An 18,852-nucleotide genomic window follows, 5' to 3' on the forward strand; every position below is an offset into this window, starting at 1 on the left:
GAGGGGAGTTGTTATTATGGCTTTTGAACAAATATTAGTCGAACAAAAGAAGCAAACGCGTTGGATTTATCTGAATCGTCCGGATGAATTGAATGCATTATCGAAAAGGTTAGTGGTTGAATTATTAGAAGCACTACAAGATGCCGAACATGATGAACAGACACGAGTGGTAGTCATTTCAGGTAAAGGTAGAGCTTTTTGTGCAGGTGCCGATTTAAAAGGCATATTAAGTGATTTAGAAAAAAAGCCTGATGGTGAAAAAGGATTATTAGATTTGGCAGAAGATACATTTGCAAAACTTAATCATTTTCCAAAACCAATAATAGCTGCATTAAATGGGATTACGGCAGCAGGGGGATTAGAAATCACCATGGCTGCTGATATTGTTATTGCTTCTGAAAAAGCAAAGATTGCAGATGCACATGCAAATTTTGGCGTCATTCCTGGTGGTGGTGGAGCTGTAAGATTACCTCGGAAAATCGGAATGAACCGTGCAAAATATTTGTTATTTACAGGTGAATTTATCACCGCACAAGAAATGCAAGAGTATGGATTAGTACAAAAAGTCGTATCGCATGATTTGCTAGAAACGACGGTACAGGAATTAGCAGATAAAATTTCTACTAAGAGTCCGCTAGTTTTAAGAGAAATGAAAAAACTGGCAAATGATGGACAAGTTCAGCCATTAGATATCGCCTTAAAACAAGAACAATTAACATTAAAAAATCATCTTCGCTCATATGATTGCCAAGAAGGATTAGCAGCATTTGCCGAAAAAAGAACGCCTGAATTTAAGGGGTATTAAATTTAGTAAAATTTTACCAAATGATAAGCAAAAGATATTCAGGATGTAACATTCTGAATATCTTTTATTTTGCCATCTAGTTATTTAATTTATATTTCTTCATTTTCGAATATAGCCATGGTCTGCTTATCCCTAATATTTTACTTGCCTTTGTTTTATTGCCATTTGCTTCTTTTAATGCCGCCAATATAAGATCTTTTTCTGTAGAATCTAGCATGTCTTTATAATTAGTAGTTGTTTTTTCTTTGATTTTTGCTTCCTTTAAAACAGGGGTAAAATCCATAATATGCTCTTCATCAATATAATCGCTAGACTTAATATTAGCAGCTCTTTCTAATACATTTTGTAATTCCCGTACATTACCAGGCCAAGAATGCTTCATCAGCTTTGTGATTGTGGAGTGTGTAACCCCTCGAATATAAAAGCCATTTTGATTGAGTCGATTTATAATGGTTTGAATAATGACAGGTAAATCTTCCATTCTTTCCCTTAGTGGAGGAATATTCAATCGCATAATATTCAATCGATAATAGAGATCCTCTCTAAATTTGCCCTCAGCTACTAGCTCTTCGATATTTTGGTTCGTGGCAGCAATAATCTTCGTATTGAGATGGATTGTTTTTGAGCTACCAATTGGTTGAAACTCTTTTTCTTGCAGCACACGCAATAGCTTTGTCTGAAGCGGGAGTGGCATTTCAGCAATTTCGTCCAAGAAAATCGTGCCATTTTGAGCTAATTCAAATTTTCCCTTCTTTCCCCCTTTTTTTGCACCCGTAAATGCACCATCTGCATAGCCGAAGAATTCGGATTCCAGTAGTTCAGCGGGAATCGCAGCACAATTCACTTCAACAAAGGTACCTCTTTGCTTTGAAGCTGCATGAATTCCTTGTGCAAATAACTCCTTCCCTGTACCGCTTTCTCCGATGATTAATACTGTTGACATGCTTTTGGCGGCTAAAAGGGCTTCGTGTTTCACTTTAGAAATAGCGTCCGAATCACCGGCAATATCAACAAAAGTATATTTGGTTCCTTTCATTTCATTGATTTCATTTTGATAATCCGAAAGCTGCTTTTCGAGTCTTTTCACTTTTGATAAAGCCTCATGTAAATGGGGTAATCCACGATAGGTAATTTTACAGATTGCACTAATTATTTGGCCATTTTCTTTAATCGGCAAAATAGTAATAAGGGTTTGCCTTCCATTGATTAGTTGTGGTGAATTGTGAACGCCAAGTCCACTTTTAATGACATTTTCAATTCCTAATTCGGGGGAAATTTCATTCGTTGATTTGTTCAGCACATCCTTAATTGTGAGTCCGAACAAATCTGTAAAACCTTTATTGACCATTGAAATTTCTGCTTTATGATCAATCAGAATAATCGCATCATAAGCAACCTCAAGCATAGAAGTCAATTGGCTATAGACAACATTATAAGACCATAATAATTGTTTCGTAGAGATGACACCAATAGGAACCATATGATCATCCACGATTGGAGCATGACCTACATTATGTTTGAGCAACAATGTTCTTGTATCTTCAAGATCATCCGTTGGGTGTAAATAGATTGGTGACTTATGATAAATTTCGTTAATGGTAATTTCCATTGAAGGATTCTTAGTTATTAATTGGAAAATCTTATTTTTGGTAATGATGCCAATCAATTTATGGGATTCATCTACTACTGGAAGTATATTAGAATGCGTTTGTGTAAACATTGGAAGAACTTCTCTTAAAGTCTGATTTTGTGTGCAACAAAGAAAATCAGTTGTCATTAAATCCGTTACTAACAAATTCATCCACCTCTTTCATCTCTTAACGTTTTAAAAAAAAGTAAGCGTTAACAGCACTTTGTTTACAATTTACATACTTCTGTTATCTATTATTTACACATTCATTGTTGAAAACCTCTAAAATTCAAAAAATTAATGTTGGCATGTATTTTGCAATAGTAAGAGGTAGTTGGTGAGAATGATAGGTTAGGAGGAGTTTTGATGAAATCAGTTGCAATAGCAGAGGAAATTACATTATTTAAAAAATCGATTGAAGCATTTGCCAAAAAAGAAATTGAAGAGCATTACAGTAAATGGGAGGAAGCGGGGATCTTGCCAAAAGAGTTATGGAGAAAACTAGGGGCAGCTGGTCTACTTTGTGTGGATATTCCTGAACAATATGGTGGTTTAGGTGCACCCCTACCTTTTTCAGCAAGTATTATCGATGAATTTAGTCGACTTGGATATAACTCTGTTTCTGGAAATCTCGCGGTTCATTCCAATATTTGTGCACATTATATATTAAATTCAGGTACGGAAGAACAAAAGCTATCTTATTTACCTAAAATGGCGACGGGTGAATTAGTTAGTGCAATTGCGATGACAGAACCAGGAGCAGGAAGTGACCTACAAGGTATAAAGACAACGGCTAATGTAAACAAAGACGGAGACTATGTGATCAATGGATCGAAAACATTTATCTCAAATGGTCAACATTTTGATTTCGCTGTCGTTGTAGCTAGAACCAATCAAAATGTCCCAGCATCAAAAGGAATCACACTTTTTATCGTCGATGCAAACAGTAAAGGACTAACAAAAGGCAAAAATCTAAAGAAGATTGGGCTCCATTCAGCTGATACTTCTGAGCTGTTTTTTGAGGATGTTGTCGTATCTAAATCCCAAGTGTTAGGAGAATTAGATCGAGGATTTATCACATTGATGAAGGAACTGCCAAGAGAAAGAACGATTCTTGCAGTTGGTGCATGCGGTGCAATGGAAGGCGCTCTTGAATTAACGGTGAAATACCTCCATGAGAGGGAAGCGTTTGGTGCACCACTTAGTAAATTGCAAGTCATTCGCCATAAAATCGCAGAAATGATTTCAGAAGCAAAAGTCAATCGTGCATATGTCAATCAATGTATAGAACAGTTGGAAAACAATGAGTTATCGACTGCTGATGCAAGTATTGCAAAACTAATGTCCACTGAAGCACAAGGTCGAGTTGCGGATGGCTGTTTACAACTATTTGGAGGCTATGGATACATGGAAGAATATCCAATTTCAAGAGCATATACAGATGCTAGAGTGCAACGAATCTATGGGGGAACATCTGAAATTATGAAAGAGATTATTAGTAAGGATGTGCTAGGAAAATAGAATTTGTAAACTAGGAGGAGGATAGTGTGGGCATCTTATCGGGACTGAAAATTTTAGACTTCACAACACTTTTGCCAGGTCCATTTGCCACCATGATGTTAGCAGATATGGGGGCAGATGTATTGAAAATCGAAGCGCCAAATCGAGAAGATTTAACAAAATATCTGCCGCCAATGGATGGTGAACTTTCTGCAGCGTTCAGTCATATTAATCGTTCAAAACGTTCACTTGCATTGGATTTGAAAAATGATGAAGCAAAAGAGATCATTTTTCAATTAGTAAAAGAGTATGACATTGTGGTGGAGCAATTCCGTCCTGGTGTCATGGAGCGATTAGGTATTGGCTATGAAAAATTAAAGGAAATTAATCCAGAAGTCATTTACTGTTCCATTACAGGGTATGGGCAAACGGGTCCACTTAAAGAACGGGCAGGTCATGATATCAATTATCTTTCAATTGCTGGTGCGAGCTCCTACTCTTCTAGAAAAAATCAACCACCAGTGCCCGCAGGTATACAAGTAGCAGATATTGCAGGGGGATCACTCCCAAGCATTATCGGGATATTAGCTGCAGTTTACCATCGAGAGAAAACAGGTGAAGGACAATATATTGACTTAAGTATTACAGATGTTGTTTTTGCGATGAATGCGATGTACGGCTCCGGTTATCTAGTAGGTGATATCGAACCGGAAGCGGAGTCTTTACTATTAAATGGTGGTCAATTTTATGACTACTATGAAACGAAAGATCATCGCTATTTTTCAGTGGGAAGCTTGGAATTACCATTTCAAAAAATGCTATGTGCCGTTATAGGAGATCCTAGCCTGATTCAATTTAGTAGTAGCGAAAATCATAAAGAACAGCAGAAATTTAAACAAATTCTAAATAGGACTTTTAAACAAAAAACTTTTGATGAGTGGCTAGAAATTCTTGGAGAAGATTTTGATGGATGTATAGAGCCAGTATTGAAATTCTCTGAATCTGTTCAACACCCACAAATTCGAGCAAGACAATTGGTTGTGGAAGTGCCAAAACAAGATGGTGGCAGTCAACGTCAAATTGCCTTACCAATCAAATTCTCTACACAACCTGCAGAATACAAATTTGCAGGTGTTCAGACTGGAACGCATTCCGTAGAAATATTGAAGGAATCAGGGATTGATCGAGAAACCATTAAAAGGTTAGCAAGTCTTGGGACTTTTGGAAATCAAATTAACATAGAGGAGTTGTTGCAAAATGAATCTACAAGATAAAGTGGCAATTGTGACAGGTGGTGCATCTGGTTTAGGAGAAGCAACAGTAGCTAAGTTAGTAGAAAAAGGAGCAAAAGTTGTTATTTTTGACCTCAATGAAGAAAGAGGAAAAGAAGCTGTAGCAAATTATGGGGGGAATGTTCAGTTTGCACTTGTTAATGTAGCGGATGAGGATTCAGTTCAAAAAGGTATTCAACAAGCAATCGATGCTTTCGGCGCCATTCATGTATGTGTGAACTGTGCAGGTATCGGGACACCGGCAAAAACAATTGGTAGAAAAGGTGTCATGGCACTAGAAAATTTCACGAAAATCATTAACGTCAATTTAATTGGTTCGTTTAATGTCTTAAGACTTGCAGCGAATGAAATGAAAAACAACGAACCCGTAACAGACTCTGGCGAAAGAGGGGTTATTATTAATACCGCTTCAGCAGCTGCATTTGATGGGCAAATGGGGCAAGCAGCTTATAGTGCAAGTAAAGGCGGAATTGTTGGTATGACACTACCACTTACTCGAGATTTAGCTGAGTTTGGTATTCGAGTAGCGGCTATCGCACCAGGCATGTTCTTAACCCCAATGGCAGGTCAATTATCTGAAAAAGTGCTTCAAAAAATAGGTGAGAGTGTAGAGTTCCCAAAACGACTAGGACGCCCGTATGAATATGCGGATCTCGCAACATTCATCATGGAACACGAGTATGTAAATGGTGAAGTCATTCGATTAGATGGCGGTGTTCGTTTATCACCAAGATAAGTCTTTTTAGAATCTATTAATCTATTTATAGGAGGGGTTAATTTGGCAAACCAAGCAAATGTAATAGGTGTTAGCATGGTGAAATTTGAAAAGCCGGGAAAAAATGAACCGTATGAAATCATGGCATCAAAAGCAATTCGAGGTGCACTTGCAGATGCGGGTATTGATCTAACGGAGGTAAATCAAGCCTATGCAAGTTATGTATATGGTGATAGCACAAGTGGACAATTAGCACTTTACAAAGTTGGAATGACAGGGATTCCGATTATCAATGTTAATAATAATTGTTCATCTGGATCAACCGCACTCTATATGGCTCGCCAGGCAGTAGAATCGGGTGCTTGTGACTGTGTGTTAGCTTTTGGTTTTGAAGAAATGAAACCAGGAGCACTTGGTGATAACTGGACAGATCGAACATCACCATTCCAATGGATTTACGACAGATTTGGAGCATTAAACCCTGCATTGCCAGATGGTCCAGTTGCACTTAAAGTATTTGGCGCTGCAGGTTTAGAGTATCTAAAAAAATATGATGCGAATGCTGATATCTTCGGTAAAGTCGCTTTAAAATCAAGAAAACATGCGGTTAATAATCCGTATTCTTTATTTACACAAGAGTTAACACTAGATGAAGTCATGAATGCTCCCGTTGTATATCCTGGATTGACAAGGTTTATGGCTTGCCCTCCAACTTGTGGAGCTGCAGCAGTCGTTGTATGTAGTGATGAATTTGCCAAAAAACATAGTATCAATCATGCAGTCAAAATTGTCGCTCAATCTATGACAACAGACACTCAGGATAGTATTAATGATAATATCCATCTAGTGGGTGCAGGCATGTCAGCGCGTGCAGCATCTGAAGTATATGAAAAATCCGGTATTGGACCTGATGATGTTGATGTCATCGAACTTCACGATTGTTTTACTCCAAACGAAGTTATAACGTATGAAGCATTAGGACTTGCTGCTGAAGGTGAAGCAAGCAAATTAATCAATGAGGGAGACAATACGTATGGTGGCAAATTCGTGGTGAACCCTTCAGGTGGCCTCATGTCAAAAGGCCATCCACTTGGCGCTACAGGCTTAGCTCAATGTACAGAATTAGTCTGGCACTTAAGAGGAGACGCAGGAAATCGCCAAGTAGAAGGAGCAAGAATCGCATTACAACATAACTTGGGGCTTGGTGGTGCTTGTGTTGTGACGTTATATGAGAAAGTGATCTAAGAAATTTAGGATTGTGATGATGATATTAAAATTATTAAAGATGTAAAGACACTGCGTTAACCGTGAACATTAAATTGTGATAAGCCGAGGAGGAAAACCTATGAGATTTGTAAAAGGATGCCCATCGACTTCTATGAATGACTATCAATTAAACACTACAACAATGATTAAGCACGCAGTTCGAAACTATCCAAACCAAGAAATACTATTCAAAAAAGAGGATCAAGTCATTCGTTACACATACAAAGACGCATTCACAAGAATGTCTAAAATTGCTAACTTCCTAGAAAACCAATTAGGCGTTAAACCAGGGGAGAAAATAGGTGTACTCGATTGGAATACCCATCGCCATTTTGAATTATATTTTGCTATTCCGGGTATAGGGGCAACTCTTCTCCAGATGAATTTACGTATTTCAACAGAAGACCTCGCTTATGTAGCAAATCATAGTGAAGTAAGCTATATTTTTGTTGATGAGTCTTTAATATCAGTTGCTGAAGCAATCTTACCAAGCTTAAATACAGTAAAAGGTTTTATCATCATGAGCGACAAACCGCTTGATGAAATTGAAACTACTTTGTCTCCTGTATATCATTATGAAGATGTAGTAGCAAAAGAGAAGGCAAATTATGATTGGCCAGAAATTGATGAAACCACTGCCTATAGTGCAGCCTACACATCAGGAACAACAGGAAAACCTAAAGGTGTCTATTTTTCACACCGAAATATTTACCTACACACCTTAGCCCTCTCATCATTGGTCAATGTTAATAGTCATGACTGTTTATTGGTAATTGTACCAATGTTCCATTCTCAATCTTGGGGGCTTGTTCAAGCTGCAACGATGATGGGCGCGAAAATGATATTCCCAGGACGTTATTCGGCAGAAGATACAGCACCTTTAGTTGATTTGATGATAGAAGAAAATGTGACGTTATCTGGGGGATCACCTTCTATCTTCTTACCAATGTTGCATTATATTCGAACGCTAGAACAAAAACCGGATTTGAGTAGTGCAAGATTTTTATCAGGAGCAACAGAACCACCGATTTCCTTGATGAAAGGATTTAAAGACTTAACAGGAGCAGAAATTATCCATGCTTATGGGGCAACGGAAACGACACCGTTAGTGGCGATTAATTATCGATTAAACCCTACATTAAGAGGAAGGTTATCTGAAGATGAAATGTGGGATATAAAAAGGAAACAAGGTACGCCCGTTCCGGGCATTGACCTTGAAATAGTTGATCCTGAAACAGGTGCCGATGTGCCTCATGATGGTGTTTCTGTAGGTGAAATATATGTGAAAGGACCTTGGATTACAGGTTCTTATTATAATGCGCCAGGCACAGAAAGTAATTTCCAAGATGGCTACTGGCGAAGTGGAGATGTTGCAACAATTGATGAAAATGGCTATTTGAAAATCGTTGACCGAATCAAAGATGTCATAAAAAGTGGTGGTGAATGGATTTCCTCGATTGATTTAGAAAATGCCATTATGGGACATCCAGAAGTTCTAGAAGCAGCTGTTGTTGGAATTCCTCACGAAAAATGGCAAGAACGGCCATTAGCACTTGTCGTAACAAAAGACCAAAAACAAATACCAAGACAAGAAATTGAAGAACTGTTGAGTGAAAAGTTCTCAAAATGGCAGATTCCAGATCAAATCCTATTCATTGGTGAAATACCAAAGACTAGTGTAGGGAAGTTTAATAAGAAAGAAATTGTTAAGATATATGAGAAGTTTTATATTAATGCTGGGGATAAAGTTGTAGAGTAATTACATTTCTAATTTATCTTCCCGATTCAAAACCTTCTAATCAAAGTTAGAAGGTTTTTTTCTTTATAGAATAAATGTTATAATCTCAAAAGTATGTTACATGATTTCATGGATCACAACAGCGTAGGGGTATTGTATTGAGATCATCAAAGGAAATCTTATATTTTTGTGTAAAAAATAAAGAAAACTTATTACCCCAACAGTTTCTACAAAAGGAAAACTTTTTGTTATATAAGCTCTAAGTAAAAATATTGTAATTGAGGTGAAAGCAAATGGGAATTTTAAAAAGAGAAAATATTGAAATGATGCTAGCAGATTCAAAAGAAACTTTAAAACAACTTCAGTCTTCTAACCTAATAGATGCACAATTGGCCGAATTAATCCAACTTACAAAAGAACAAATTGAAGAGCTAGAAGAGATGAAAAAAGAATTGGAGGAGTAAGTTTATTTAACACTACTTTTGCTAAAGTAACATTCAAAGGTAGCCTTTTTCATTCTCTCTTCAACTAATGGGGCGGACTAGTTGAAGAATAGTCTTTAGCTGTTATTCAACAATCGGGCCAGATTGTTGAATAACATTTTAAAGCAAAGTAGATATTATGAAGGTTTACACTTAAACTATTGGACAGAATAGTTTAAGAAAGTGAAGGGGGTATTTAAATGAGTTTTAGCTAGTTATATTGGTTGCAATGTAGAAATCCCACTTAGTGATGAATATAATGATTTAATGTATATCGAAGATTGTTTTTCGAACGTTTACAATAAACGAAACGTGAAAAAATACCAATTTACCACACTTTTTGTTTATGAAGTATCAAGTGATTGGGGAATTTGAAATTTCTGAATATATGAACCAAAGTACGTGTGCTGAATCGAAAAAGAAGCTAATTGCATTATGTGATATTATGGATAATTATCTTGAAAAAGGTGATTATTTTGAACTTTATAGTTGTTGGTGAGGAAAAGGACAAACGAGTTGGTGAAATAACTTTTAGAATCGATAATTTTAATGTTGATTTAATTGAATTACCTGAAAAGACATACGAATTAAAAAATAATATCTTGTTAACAAACGGGCGCAATTCTTCAATAAAGAATATCGCCTTTTTCTGTTAACGTACCAGATTGTTGAGGAACGGTTTCATGTATTTAAATAGAATAATAAATGAAATTGTAAAGGATTAATCTTAAATTAACGTATGTTGATAACAAGGATTTAACACTCTACTTGTTGAAGGTTTATATACATATAGAGATGTTTCAGGGAGGGAAAAAGGAGATGCCACATTCAAATAGGAGGCATCTCTTTTTTTTCGTTAATAAGTGGTTATCTTGGCTGCTTTTTGAGCCGTGTAAATCCAGCGCTGCCACCAGGAAAGGTTATCCTGATATTCTTCCGCATCAAGAGTGTAGAGGGCATCTTCATTCTTCCAAAGCCGTTTAAAATATCGTTCCATATCTAAGGCGAGCGCGCTATCATTTGGAGCGAGGATGCGTACGTTATTTTCCAGGTTGTAATTCTCCAATGTTCGTTCCGTATAGTTGGCAGAACCGCTTGAAATGATTGTTTGTTTCGCTGTTTGAATCCAGATGGCTTTTGTATGGTATTGGCCGACTACGGTGTTGTACCAGCGAATGTTGATTTGTTCGTTTGTATCCTCAAGCAGCTCGTTCACAACCGGTCGATTCGGCAGACCGGACTTTTTCTGGCCGAATGAGTTTTCATTTGGGTCTAGAATCATATTCACCTGCACGCCCCGGTTTACTGCATCTGTTAAGATGTTGACAATGTCACGCTGGGCAATAAAGAACATGCCAATCCAAATTTTATCTCCTGCTTTTGTCGCCGCTAGATCTTCAAGCAAGGCGTCCAAAATTTTCTTCTCGGTCAAATATTGTACAGCATACTGGCCGTTACCTTGCTGGGGCATATCAGCCCTCGGCAATTTGGGACCATCCGACATGAGCGACACCGCTTCTTCTGCCTCCAGAATATCGTTTAGGACGGGCCCCGTTACTTTAAAACCAAGATTTCCGTGGAAGCCACTTGCATCATGCGGGTTTGATGATGTGATAATCGCTTCCTTTTCCGAAACGGCCGCTTTGCGGTGGTTGGCTTTCACGTTGAGCAGTTCCAAATAGGAAGATAAGGTCATTTTTGGCGCTTTGCTTGACATGGCGTTGGTAATCCATCCCTTGTCGTCGTGGTCGAACCATTGAAAAATTAATCGGTATAAGCCTGAATAAATCTGCGTGGAATCCCGCAGTTGTTCTAAATCGGTGTAAACAATTTCTACCCCGGCTTCACGCATCTTCTTGAACCACGGGGTTTCATAGGAGCCATAGCCCTTATTTAGCGGATCGGTGATGAAAACAACCGGCATATCGGGATTGTTTTTCTTTTTCTCGGCAAGCTTGTCAGAGAGGATATTCGCGATTGGCGGGAAATTTTCTTTTTCATCGAAATACCCATCCATCAAAAAGAAATCCACCACCACGAACTGTTCGGCTTCATCAATCAATGTATAAACTTCATCAAATATATGATTCTCATGTTTCCGATTGGTCCCTTTTTGGTCCTGCGCATAAGTTAAATCCGTTAGCATTTCAATATTGTCTGTTCTATGCAAGTCTCCTTCATAGGAAATGCCTTCCGGCAACGGTTTATATGTATGCCATAATATTTCTCCTATATATAGCAAAATAAAAAGAAGTATAAGAGCGCTTATAACTTTATTTCTGAGAATCCAGCTGTTCCATTTCTTCTGAACTTTTTTCATTGAAATTCCTCCCATACTCTTGTATTTTTAGTTCCCGTGGACAAGCAAAGTTAAACAGTGGTAGCTTGCATTTACGACTTAAAGGACTGGTTATTTCTAAACCAGGGGAAACTTACAAATTTATGGATAGGAGTCCTGTTATTTTTGGGAAGAAATTATATAGAAATAATGTAGAAATGTCTTTTTACTTTGATGGAGAAAGAATTAAAAAGGTATTTTCGACATTATGTAGTATCAGTGAACTTAATGAAAGTTTGCTTTTAGCTTAAAATAAGGTGTTTAGGGCCGTGGAAAAGGAATAATCCTCTCTTAAATTCAATTTTACTAATTATTTTAGCATAATAAACTACTGGATTTTTACTGAGTTGAAGAACAATTACAAAGTCAATCCGGCGCAATTCTTGTAGATGAATTTTGTCTTTTTCAGCAATAGGACTATATTGTTGAAGAGCTAAAAAACAAATTAGATGGAATTATAGTGTAAGTTGGTGTATATTAAAAGGAAAAATTTAACTTATTTCAAAGGGGGGTGGATGATGCTATGGAAAAGCTAGAATATGAATGGGTAAAACATACACGTCAGATTTTATTAGACCAATGTAGAGAATTAAATGGAGATGACTTTACTAAAAAGTTTGAATTTGGTTCTCAAAGTATAAGAGATTCTTTAGTTCATGTTGCAGGCTGCTATCATGCTTGGTTAGGTTCCTTTGTACTTTCAGAAACATCAACACCCTTATTTACCAAAGAAGTAATTGAAAATATGAAATTAGATGATATTCAACGCTATTTTAAACAAGCAGATGTATATGTAGAGAGCGTATTTGAACAATTTAAAAATAGATTTGATGATTTTATCGAAAAAGAACCTTCTTGGAAAGCGGGGAGTGGCTTTATAAGAAAAACGCCCCATCAATTACTATTCCATTCAATCACCCATGAATCGCATCATAAAGGGCAAATTGTAGCAATGCTTCGTCTACTTGGCCATATTCCTAAAAATACAGATATATTGGGTCTGCCTGAAAAGGACTTCGCTAAACAAAAAATAAAAGTTATTGAGCATTAGCAAAAGTAGAAAGAGGTAACGATATTTTAGTTAAATCTAAGGATTTTAGAATTGAAGTAAAGTTACCTAGAAATTATAAGAGTGGTAATACAAATAAAACACTAAGCAGTAGTGCAAATTGGAAAGAAATGCAGAAAGATTTTGAATGGTTATTCAATGAAATAAAACAGAGCAAAAAAGGACAAAGAGCGTTTATTATCGGTTGGTTCAATGCGGTTGAAAGGTTTAGCCAAATTGTACAACTAGGTAAGGGCAAGGGAAAGTATCCTGAAATTAGCCTAGATAAGTTTCAATACTTTCCGTTCTTAAATAGATCAGGAGATAAAACAAGGGATATTTTCTACCAATATTCAGACGCTTATAAAGAGTTAACGGTTAGAATACCTGGTTATGCAGGGGAAAGTGTAAATTGTATGTTTTTTGGTAAAGATACGGATAAATTTCACATCGCAATGTATTATTGATTCTCCAAAATCAGTACAAAAAGGACAGATGAATACAGGCGTTTCAGCTGTTCATCTATCCTCTCTTTTTCAGAATAAAATGTGTGACCATATTTCAGTTGTTTAATACATAACAATTTTAGATATTTTCTTGACTTAAATAAAATTATTAATAATCATTATTTACTGTTTATTTCGATGTTGATCCATTTTATTTAAGATTTTTTCACTATCCTTATTTGCCATATTCGTATAAAGGGAGGTTGGTTTAATATCATTGTGTCCTAACTGATCCCGTAGCAGCACGTTAACTTGATATTTTTAATTAAAGATAATGCGCCAAACTCATGTATTACAAGGGTTTAGGATCTTTTCGTTTCTTTTGTAATTACATTGAAAGTTTATTTAACACTACTTTTGCTAAAGTTACATTCAAAGGTAGCCTATTTCATTCATTCTTCAACAAAGGGGCGGACTAGTTGAGGAATCGTCTTCATCTCTTATTCAACAAACGGGCCATTTAATTGAATAAATAATTAAGAAGGGCGTCCTAATCATTATTAATTAGGACGTTATTTATTTAACAAAGAATATACCCGTTTTTTATAATTCCAACAAAAATAATTGAGTATTTATTTTATAAATAATATAATAATTAAAACTTTATAAAGAAAGGAATATGAGATTGGATTCTTTCGATTATAAAATAATTAAGGCGATAATGACAAATGGAAGGGTTACTTGGGCTGAATTAGCTTCTCAAATTGGATTATCTGCTCCAGCAATTGCAGACCGTGTTAATCGTTTATTTAGCAATAAAGTAATTAAAGAGCTTGGGGCAATAGTAAATGGTGAAAGCGTAGGGACAGAGTGTACTGCATTTGTAACAGTTTCATTAGAAAGACCAAAATACAGGGAAGATTTCCTTCAACTTGTCACAGATTTAGATGAAGTGCAAGAATGTCATCATATTGCAGGGGAAGACGATTATTTATTGAAAATTCGTTGCCGAAATACAAAGGATTTAGACAGAGTAATAAGTTATGAAATTAAAAGTCTTGCTGGCGTACTAAGAACAAAAACAACAATTGTAATAGATACAACAAAAGAAACTTTTCGTATCCCACTGCAAAAAGATAAATTTAATAAAATAGGTGAAGATTAAATGTTCGGGGAAATGTTAATTAAGGGACTTATTATTGGGTTCAGTATTGCTGCTCCAGTTGGACCAATTGGGATTTTATGTATTCGTCGAACACTTGAGCATGGTAGGTTTGTTGGATTTGTCTCTGGTTTAGGAGCTGCAACAGCAGATGCGTTATATGGTTTAATTGCTGGTCTTGGTTTGACACTTATTACTAATTTTTTAATTGGACAGCAGTTTTGGCTTCATTTTATTGGTAGTATTTTCTTATGTTACTTGGGCGTAAAAATATTCTTTTCAAGACCTTCTAATAAATCAGCTAAAGCAAAAGGTAACAAACCTTTTACAGCTTACGCATCTACCTTTTTTTTAACTATAACTAACCCAGTAACTATTTTATCATTCATTGCCATTTTTTCAGGTCTCGGAATTATAAATAATTATACAACGACACTTGGCTTAATTTTAGTGTTAGGAGTATTTTTAGGTTCAGCATTATGGTGGCTATTGCTAAGTAGCATAGCAGGAATAGTTGCGAACCGCATGAAAAATTTTTCTTTAAGTTTCGTTAATCGTATTTCGGGCTTAATATTATTATTGTTTGGCTTATATGGTTTAATAATTGGGGTGGGTTAATGAGTGACTATTGTTCAACGAGGTGTGATTCTATTAGGTGGAGGTCGCTTTTTTCGTTATTCCACAAGAAAGATTGTGAAATATTGTACTTACTTAAAGTAACGGGTAGCTTTAGTTGAATAACGATCTTCCACAATCGGGCGCTTTAGTTGAACATACAAAAAAACTTTGTTGTTGTGATAAATGAGTTCATTTGTTGAACAAAAAGGATAGATGAATACAGGCGTTTCAGCTGTTCATCTATCCTTTCTTTTTAGAATAAAATGTTTAATACATAACAATTTTAGATAAAATAAACTATTAGACGCTTCCTTTTTACGGTTATTTACTGTTTGTTTCGATGTTGATCCATTTTACTTAAGATTTTTTCACTGTCCTTATTAGCCATATTAGTATATAGGGAGGTCGTTTTAATATCATTATGCCCCAATTGATCGTGTAGCAAGATATTAACTTGATATTTTTAATTAAAGATAATGCGCCTAAACTGATGCGCCTAAACTCATGTATTTCAAGGGTTTAGGCTCTTTTCATTTCTTTTGTAATTACATAGAAAGTTTATTTAACACTACTTTTGCTATTCAAAGTTAGCCTTTTTCATTCTTTCTTCAATTAAAAGGGCGGACTAGTTGAAGAACCGTCTTTAGCTCTTATTCACAATCGGGCCATATTGTTGAATGAATAAGATGTGTTCTCTTGCAAGGAGGTATTGTACAATTTCCTTCTTGTATGATAAAATAAACTAAGATTTTTAACTTTAACGTTTATGAAAATTCTCAAACGATAATTTAATATATAATTATTGGAGGAGCCTGTCACCATGGGATAAGTATGTCACTTGGTGCCAGGCTTTTTGTTATGCTAATTTGGAAATAAAAAAGGAGGAGCCATATATATGATAATTGGATTGTCAATAATATTATTACTAGTACTATTTTTACCTTTCACCAAATTTATTGAACGAAACTTGGAAGTGTTTTTGTTTATTATGGGTATTTTGGCTGTATCAGTGAGTCAAGTATTTTCTTGGGCTCTTGTTAAAGAAGGACTCATTCACCCAATTAACATTGCATTAGCAGTACTTATTGCTGGTCTTGTTTTCCGTTGGTTTCAAGGTCCAATTGAAAAAGGAATTGTTTGGTTAAGTAACGTAATGCCATACCGTTTGTTTATTGCATTATTTGTAATTATTCTTGGCTTACTTTCTAGTATAATTACTGCAATAGTTGGTGCAATTATACTTGTAGCAGTGATAAGCGTTTTAAAACTTGATCGAAAGTCAGAAATACGTCTAGTTATCTTATCTTGTTTTTCGATTGGTCTCGGTGCTGTCCTGACACCAATTGGGGAGCCACTTTCCACTATTGTCGTAAGTAAATTGAATGAGGATTTCTTCTATCTGCTTAAATTAGTCGGATCATCCGTAATCCCAGCAGTTATTATTTTTGGTATCTTAGCAGCATTTATGGTAAAACGTATAGATAAATCAAATGAAATAGCATATGGGAAAGAAACGGAGATTCAATCTAGTGGGGAATCTCGGAAAAAAGGTGATGTATATTCCAAAGTGAAAGTGGAAACACGTTCAGTGACGGAATCATATGGAGAAATAATTATCCGTAGTTTAAAGATTTATTTGTTTGTTATGGCACTGACTTTTCTTGGTGCTGGATTTGAACCATTTATAGAAGCATATTTATTGGATTTAAGTCCATTAATTATGTACTGGATAAATATGGCCTCTGCTGTATTAGATAATGCAACACTAGCTGCAGCTGAAATTAGCCCAGCTATGGATAGTACAACGATTAAAGATGTTCTTATGGGACTCTTGATTAGTGGTGGAATGCTAATACCAGGGAATATTCCAAATATCATTGCTGCGGGAAAATTGAAAATAACAAGCGTTGAATATGCCCGTTTTGCTTTTCCAATTGGTTTGGCTGCTATGGTAATCTATTTTGTTATCATGCTTTTGATTACCTATTTTTAATCAGAATAAGATTTTCCGCAATTGAGCGCAGTTCAAATAGGGAACAGCGCTCATTTTCATTAAAGGTCCCGATTATAAGAGTAACTCACTCTTAATATAAATGGATGATTTTGAATGGGGTTTTGTGAAAAATTGTACTTAGAGTACGTTACCATTAACTTAGTACAATAAAATTTAAAACATAAAAACGTTACATAGAATATTTTAAATAATTTATCTTAAAAGTTTACAAGGTGTTATATCGAGGATTAAAATATTTCCATAATTAAGAAACATAATAATGCCAAATCTTTATCATTGAGAACGGAGGACTCAATATTTGGGGGTGTGTGGTGATTTGCAGAAGTGATGAGTTAGACTCTTTCACAATCCTAACCCGTCAAGGCTAAAGAACCGAAGAAAAACATATTAAGTTTAAACATTCGATAATTTATATGATTAACAATACTTTTAACTTATTTCTAGGGAGAGAGCTATGAAAAATATTAAAAAGAGCCTTAATCCTTCGAAAATTCTTGTTATAGGTTTCGCCATATTAATCTTAATAGGCACTTTCTTATTGGCTCTACCTATGGCAACAGAGAATGGTAAAGGACTTCCGTTCTTAGATGCATTATTTACCGCTACTTCTGCTACATGCGTTACAGGTCTAGTGGTTGTAGATACTGGTAATACATTTTCGATGTTTGGTGAATTGGTGATCATATCACTTATTCAAATTGGTGGTTTAGGATTTATGACGTTTGCAACTTTTTTATTTACTTTACTAGGTAAAAGAATATCTTTAAAAGAAAGGTTGCTACTAAAAGAAGCACTAAATACTACTTCGCCAGCTGGAATGGTGAAATTAGTAAAAAGGATATTAATGTTTACGGTAATCACGGAGTTTTTTGGAGCAATTATTTTGGCAATTCGTTTTTCGTTTGATATGCCAATTGGTCAAGCAGTTTATTTCGGTATATTCCATTCTATTTCTTTATTTAATAATGCAGGTTTTGATTTAATGGGTGAATTCAGAAGCCTTACAGATTATGTTGATGATCCAATTGTCATGCTAACTGTTTGCTCTCTAATCATTATAGGTGGCCTCGGTTTTGTTGTCATCAATGAACTTCATGAATATCGTCAAACACATAGAATTTCACTTCATACGAAAGCTGTATTGAGCATGACGCTTATTCTTATCGTTGGTCCATCTATTTTAATTTTCCTTTTTGAATATGGAAATGAGAAAACGTTAGGTCCGTTATCTTTTACAGGAAAAGTCCTAGGTGCATTGTTCCATGGTGTAACACCAAGAACAGCTGGAGCTAATACATTATCCATGCCAGATTTGACACATGCGACATTATTCTTAACTATTTTTCTGATGTTTATAGGTGGTGGATCAGGGTCAACAGCTGGTGGTATTAAAGTATCCACTTTCGCTGTTTTAATGGCAACTGCTTTATCACAACTTAAAGGGAATGAGGATGTGGTTATTTTTAAACGTCGAATTGTTGTTGAGAGTATTCTAAAAGCATTTACAGTTGCGACAATTGGTATCATAATTGTTGTCGTTGTTACGTTTTTGTTGAGTATTACGGAACACGGTCATTCTTTTATGATGTATCTATTTGAAGCAACTTCAGCGTTTGGTACGGTCGGTCTATCGATGGGCTTAACGCCGGAACTTTCTCCTATAGGCCGTATGCTGATTATTTTTACGATGTTTGTAGGAAGGTTAGGACCATTAACGCTCGGGTTTGCTATTTCGAAACGACAAAGAAAAGATGCTTACCGACATCCAAAAGGAAATATAATGATTGGTTAATTAACT

The 18,852-nt window shown here is 35.7% G+C and carries 15 protein-coding genes and 1 pseudogene; 14 read left to right on the forward strand and 2 right to left on the reverse strand.

Features of this window, described 5'->3' with window-relative positions:
- Positions 1–16 precede the first annotated feature (16 nt).
- A complete protein-coding gene (locus ACWV26_RS07095) occupies positions 17–805 on the forward strand; it encodes an enoyl-CoA hydratase/isomerase family protein (RefSeq protein WP_455897654.1) in 789 nt (262 codons plus the stop codon).
- Between the two features lie 76 nt (positions 806–881).
- Here the strand turns inward: ACWV26_RS07095 and ACWV26_RS07100 are convergent, their stop codons facing one another.
- Positions 882–2,600, reverse strand: coding sequence for a sigma 54-interacting transcriptional regulator (locus ACWV26_RS07100; protein ID WP_455897655.1), 1,719 nt, complete (start codon positions 2,598–2,600; stop codon positions 882–884).
- Positions 2,601–2,801: 201 nt separating this feature from the next.
- Between ACWV26_RS07100 and ACWV26_RS07105 the strand changes: the two genes are divergently transcribed.
- From ACWV26_RS07105 to ACWV26_RS07135, 7 genes and pseudogenes are all read left to right on the forward strand, one after another.
- Entirely contained in the window at positions 2,802–3,956 is a 1,155-nt protein-coding gene (locus tag ACWV26_RS07105; protein WP_455897656.1) for an acyl-CoA dehydrogenase family protein, read from the forward strand.
- A gap of 26 nt (positions 3,957–3,982) precedes the next feature.
- A complete protein-coding gene (locus ACWV26_RS07110; RefSeq protein WP_455897657.1) occupies positions 3,983–5,209 on the forward strand; it encodes a CaiB/BaiF CoA transferase family protein in 1,227 nt (408 codons plus the stop codon).
- On the forward strand, positions 5,193–5,963 hold the full coding sequence (locus tag ACWV26_RS07115; RefSeq protein WP_455897658.1) for an SDR family NAD(P)-dependent oxidoreductase: 771 nt from the start codon (positions 5,193–5,195) through the stop codon (positions 5,961–5,963). The genes ACWV26_RS07110 and ACWV26_RS07115 overlap by 17 nt, the downstream gene beginning before the upstream one ends.
- 42 nt (positions 5,964–6,005) lie before the next feature.
- Positions 6,006–7,187 carry a lipid-transfer protein gene (locus ACWV26_RS07120; protein ID WP_455897659.1) on the forward strand — a complete coding sequence of 394 codons (1,182 nt, stop codon included), beginning with the start codon at positions 6,006–6,008 and terminating at the stop codon, positions 7,185–7,187.
- A 100-nt stretch (positions 7,188–7,287) separates the two neighbouring features.
- Complete coding sequence (locus tag ACWV26_RS07125; RefSeq protein WP_455897660.1) at positions 7,288–8,967, forward strand: long-chain-fatty-acid--CoA ligase; 1,680 nt, start codon at positions 7,288–7,290, stop codon at positions 8,965–8,967.
- 272 nt (positions 8,968–9,239) lie between these two features.
- The gene (locus ACWV26_RS07130; protein WP_455897661.1) at positions 9,240–9,410 is read left to right on the forward strand and encodes a hypothetical protein; all 171 of its coding nucleotides are present in this window, start codon (positions 9,240–9,242) and stop codon (positions 9,408–9,410) included.
- 237 nt (positions 9,411–9,647) lie between these two features.
- A pseudogene (locus ACWV26_RS07135) lies at positions 9,648–10,084 on the forward strand (hypothetical protein).
- Between the two features lie 200 nt (positions 10,085–10,284).
- Here the strand turns inward: ACWV26_RS07135 and ACWV26_RS07140 are convergent.
- A complete protein-coding gene (locus ACWV26_RS07140; RefSeq protein ID WP_455897662.1) occupies positions 10,285–11,748 on the reverse strand; it encodes a phospholipase D family protein in 1,464 nt (487 codons plus the stop codon).
- A 541-nt stretch (positions 11,749–12,289) separates the two neighbouring features.
- Here ACWV26_RS07140 and ACWV26_RS07145 point away from each other — a divergent pair.
- The 6 genes from ACWV26_RS07145 (at position 12,290) to ACWV26_RS07170 (ending at position 18,846) form a co-directional block, all read left to right on the forward strand.
- Entirely contained in the window at positions 12,290–12,817 is a 528-nt protein-coding gene (locus ACWV26_RS07145; RefSeq protein WP_455897663.1) for a DinB family protein, read from the forward strand.
- Between the two features lie 128 nt (positions 12,818–12,945).
- Positions 12,946–13,281, forward strand: coding sequence for a hypothetical protein (locus tag ACWV26_RS07150; protein ID WP_455897664.1), 336 nt, complete (start codon positions 12,946–12,948; stop codon positions 13,279–13,281).
- Positions 13,282–13,939: 658 nt separating this feature from the next.
- Entirely contained in the window at positions 13,940–14,425 is a 486-nt protein-coding gene (locus tag ACWV26_RS07155; protein WP_455897665.1) for an Lrp/AsnC family transcriptional regulator, read from the forward strand.
- Positions 14,426–15,040, forward strand: coding sequence for a LysE family translocator (locus ACWV26_RS07160; RefSeq protein WP_455897666.1), 615 nt, complete (start codon positions 14,426–14,428; stop codon positions 15,038–15,040). It abuts the gene before it with no gap.
- Between the two features lie 895 nt (positions 15,041–15,935).
- Positions 15,936–17,033 carry a DUF1646 family protein gene (locus ACWV26_RS07165; protein ID WP_455897667.1) on the forward strand — a complete coding sequence of 366 codons (1,098 nt, stop codon included), beginning with the start codon at positions 15,936–15,938 and terminating at the stop codon, positions 17,031–17,033.
- A gap of 475 nt (positions 17,034–17,508) precedes the next feature.
- Positions 17,509–18,846, forward strand: coding sequence for a TrkH family potassium uptake protein (locus tag ACWV26_RS07170; protein ID WP_455897668.1), 1,338 nt, complete (start codon positions 17,509–17,511; stop codon positions 18,844–18,846).
- The last annotated feature ends 6 nt before the right edge of the window (positions 18,847–18,852 follow it).

The organism is Rummeliibacillus sp. JY-2-4R (genome assembly GCF_053847205.1).

What these genes read in the sequence shown, in the direction of transcription:
- ACWV26_RS07140 (WP_455897662.1), bottom strand. Translation starts at nt 11,748, where the DNA reads ATGAAAAAAGTTCAGAAGAAATGGAACAGCTGGATTCTCAGAAATAAA.
- ACWV26_RS07125 (WP_455897660.1), top strand. Translation starts at nt 7,288, where the DNA reads ATGAGATTTGTAAAAGGATGCCCATCGACTTCTATGAATGACTATCAA.
- ACWV26_RS07160 (WP_455897666.1), top strand. Translation starts at nt 14,426, where the DNA reads ATGTTCGGGGAAATGTTAATTAAGGGACTTATTATTGGGTTCAGTATT.
- ACWV26_RS07145 (WP_455897663.1), top strand. Translation starts at nt 12,290, where the DNA reads ATGGAAAAGCTAGAATATGAATGGGTAAAACATACACGTCAGATTTTA.
- ACWV26_RS07130 (WP_455897661.1), top strand. Translation starts at nt 9,240, where the DNA reads ATGGGAATTTTAAAAAGAGAAAATATTGAAATGATGCTAGCAGATTCA.
- ACWV26_RS07150 (WP_455897664.1), top strand. Translation starts at nt 12,946, where the DNA reads ATGCAGAAAGATTTTGAATGGTTATTCAATGAAATAAAACAGAGCAAA.
- ACWV26_RS07105 (WP_455897656.1), top strand. Translation starts at nt 2,802, where the DNA reads ATGAAATCAGTTGCAATAGCAGAGGAAATTACATTATTTAAAAAATCG.
- ACWV26_RS07165 (WP_455897667.1), top strand. Translation starts at nt 15,936, where the DNA reads ATGATAATTGGATTGTCAATAATATTATTACTAGTACTATTTTTACCT.
- ACWV26_RS07115 (WP_455897658.1), top strand. Translation starts at nt 5,193, where the DNA reads ATGAATCTACAAGATAAAGTGGCAATTGTGACAGGTGGTGCATCTGGT.
- ACWV26_RS07170 (WP_455897668.1), top strand. Translation starts at nt 17,509, where the DNA reads ATGAAAAATATTAAAAAGAGCCTTAATCCTTCGAAAATTCTTGTTATA.
- ACWV26_RS07155 (WP_455897665.1), top strand. Translation starts at nt 13,940, where the DNA reads ATGAGATTGGATTCTTTCGATTATAAAATAATTAAGGCGATAATGACA.
- ACWV26_RS07095 (WP_455897654.1), top strand. Translation starts at nt 17, where the DNA reads ATGGCTTTTGAACAAATATTAGTCGAACAAAAGAAGCAAACGCGTTGG.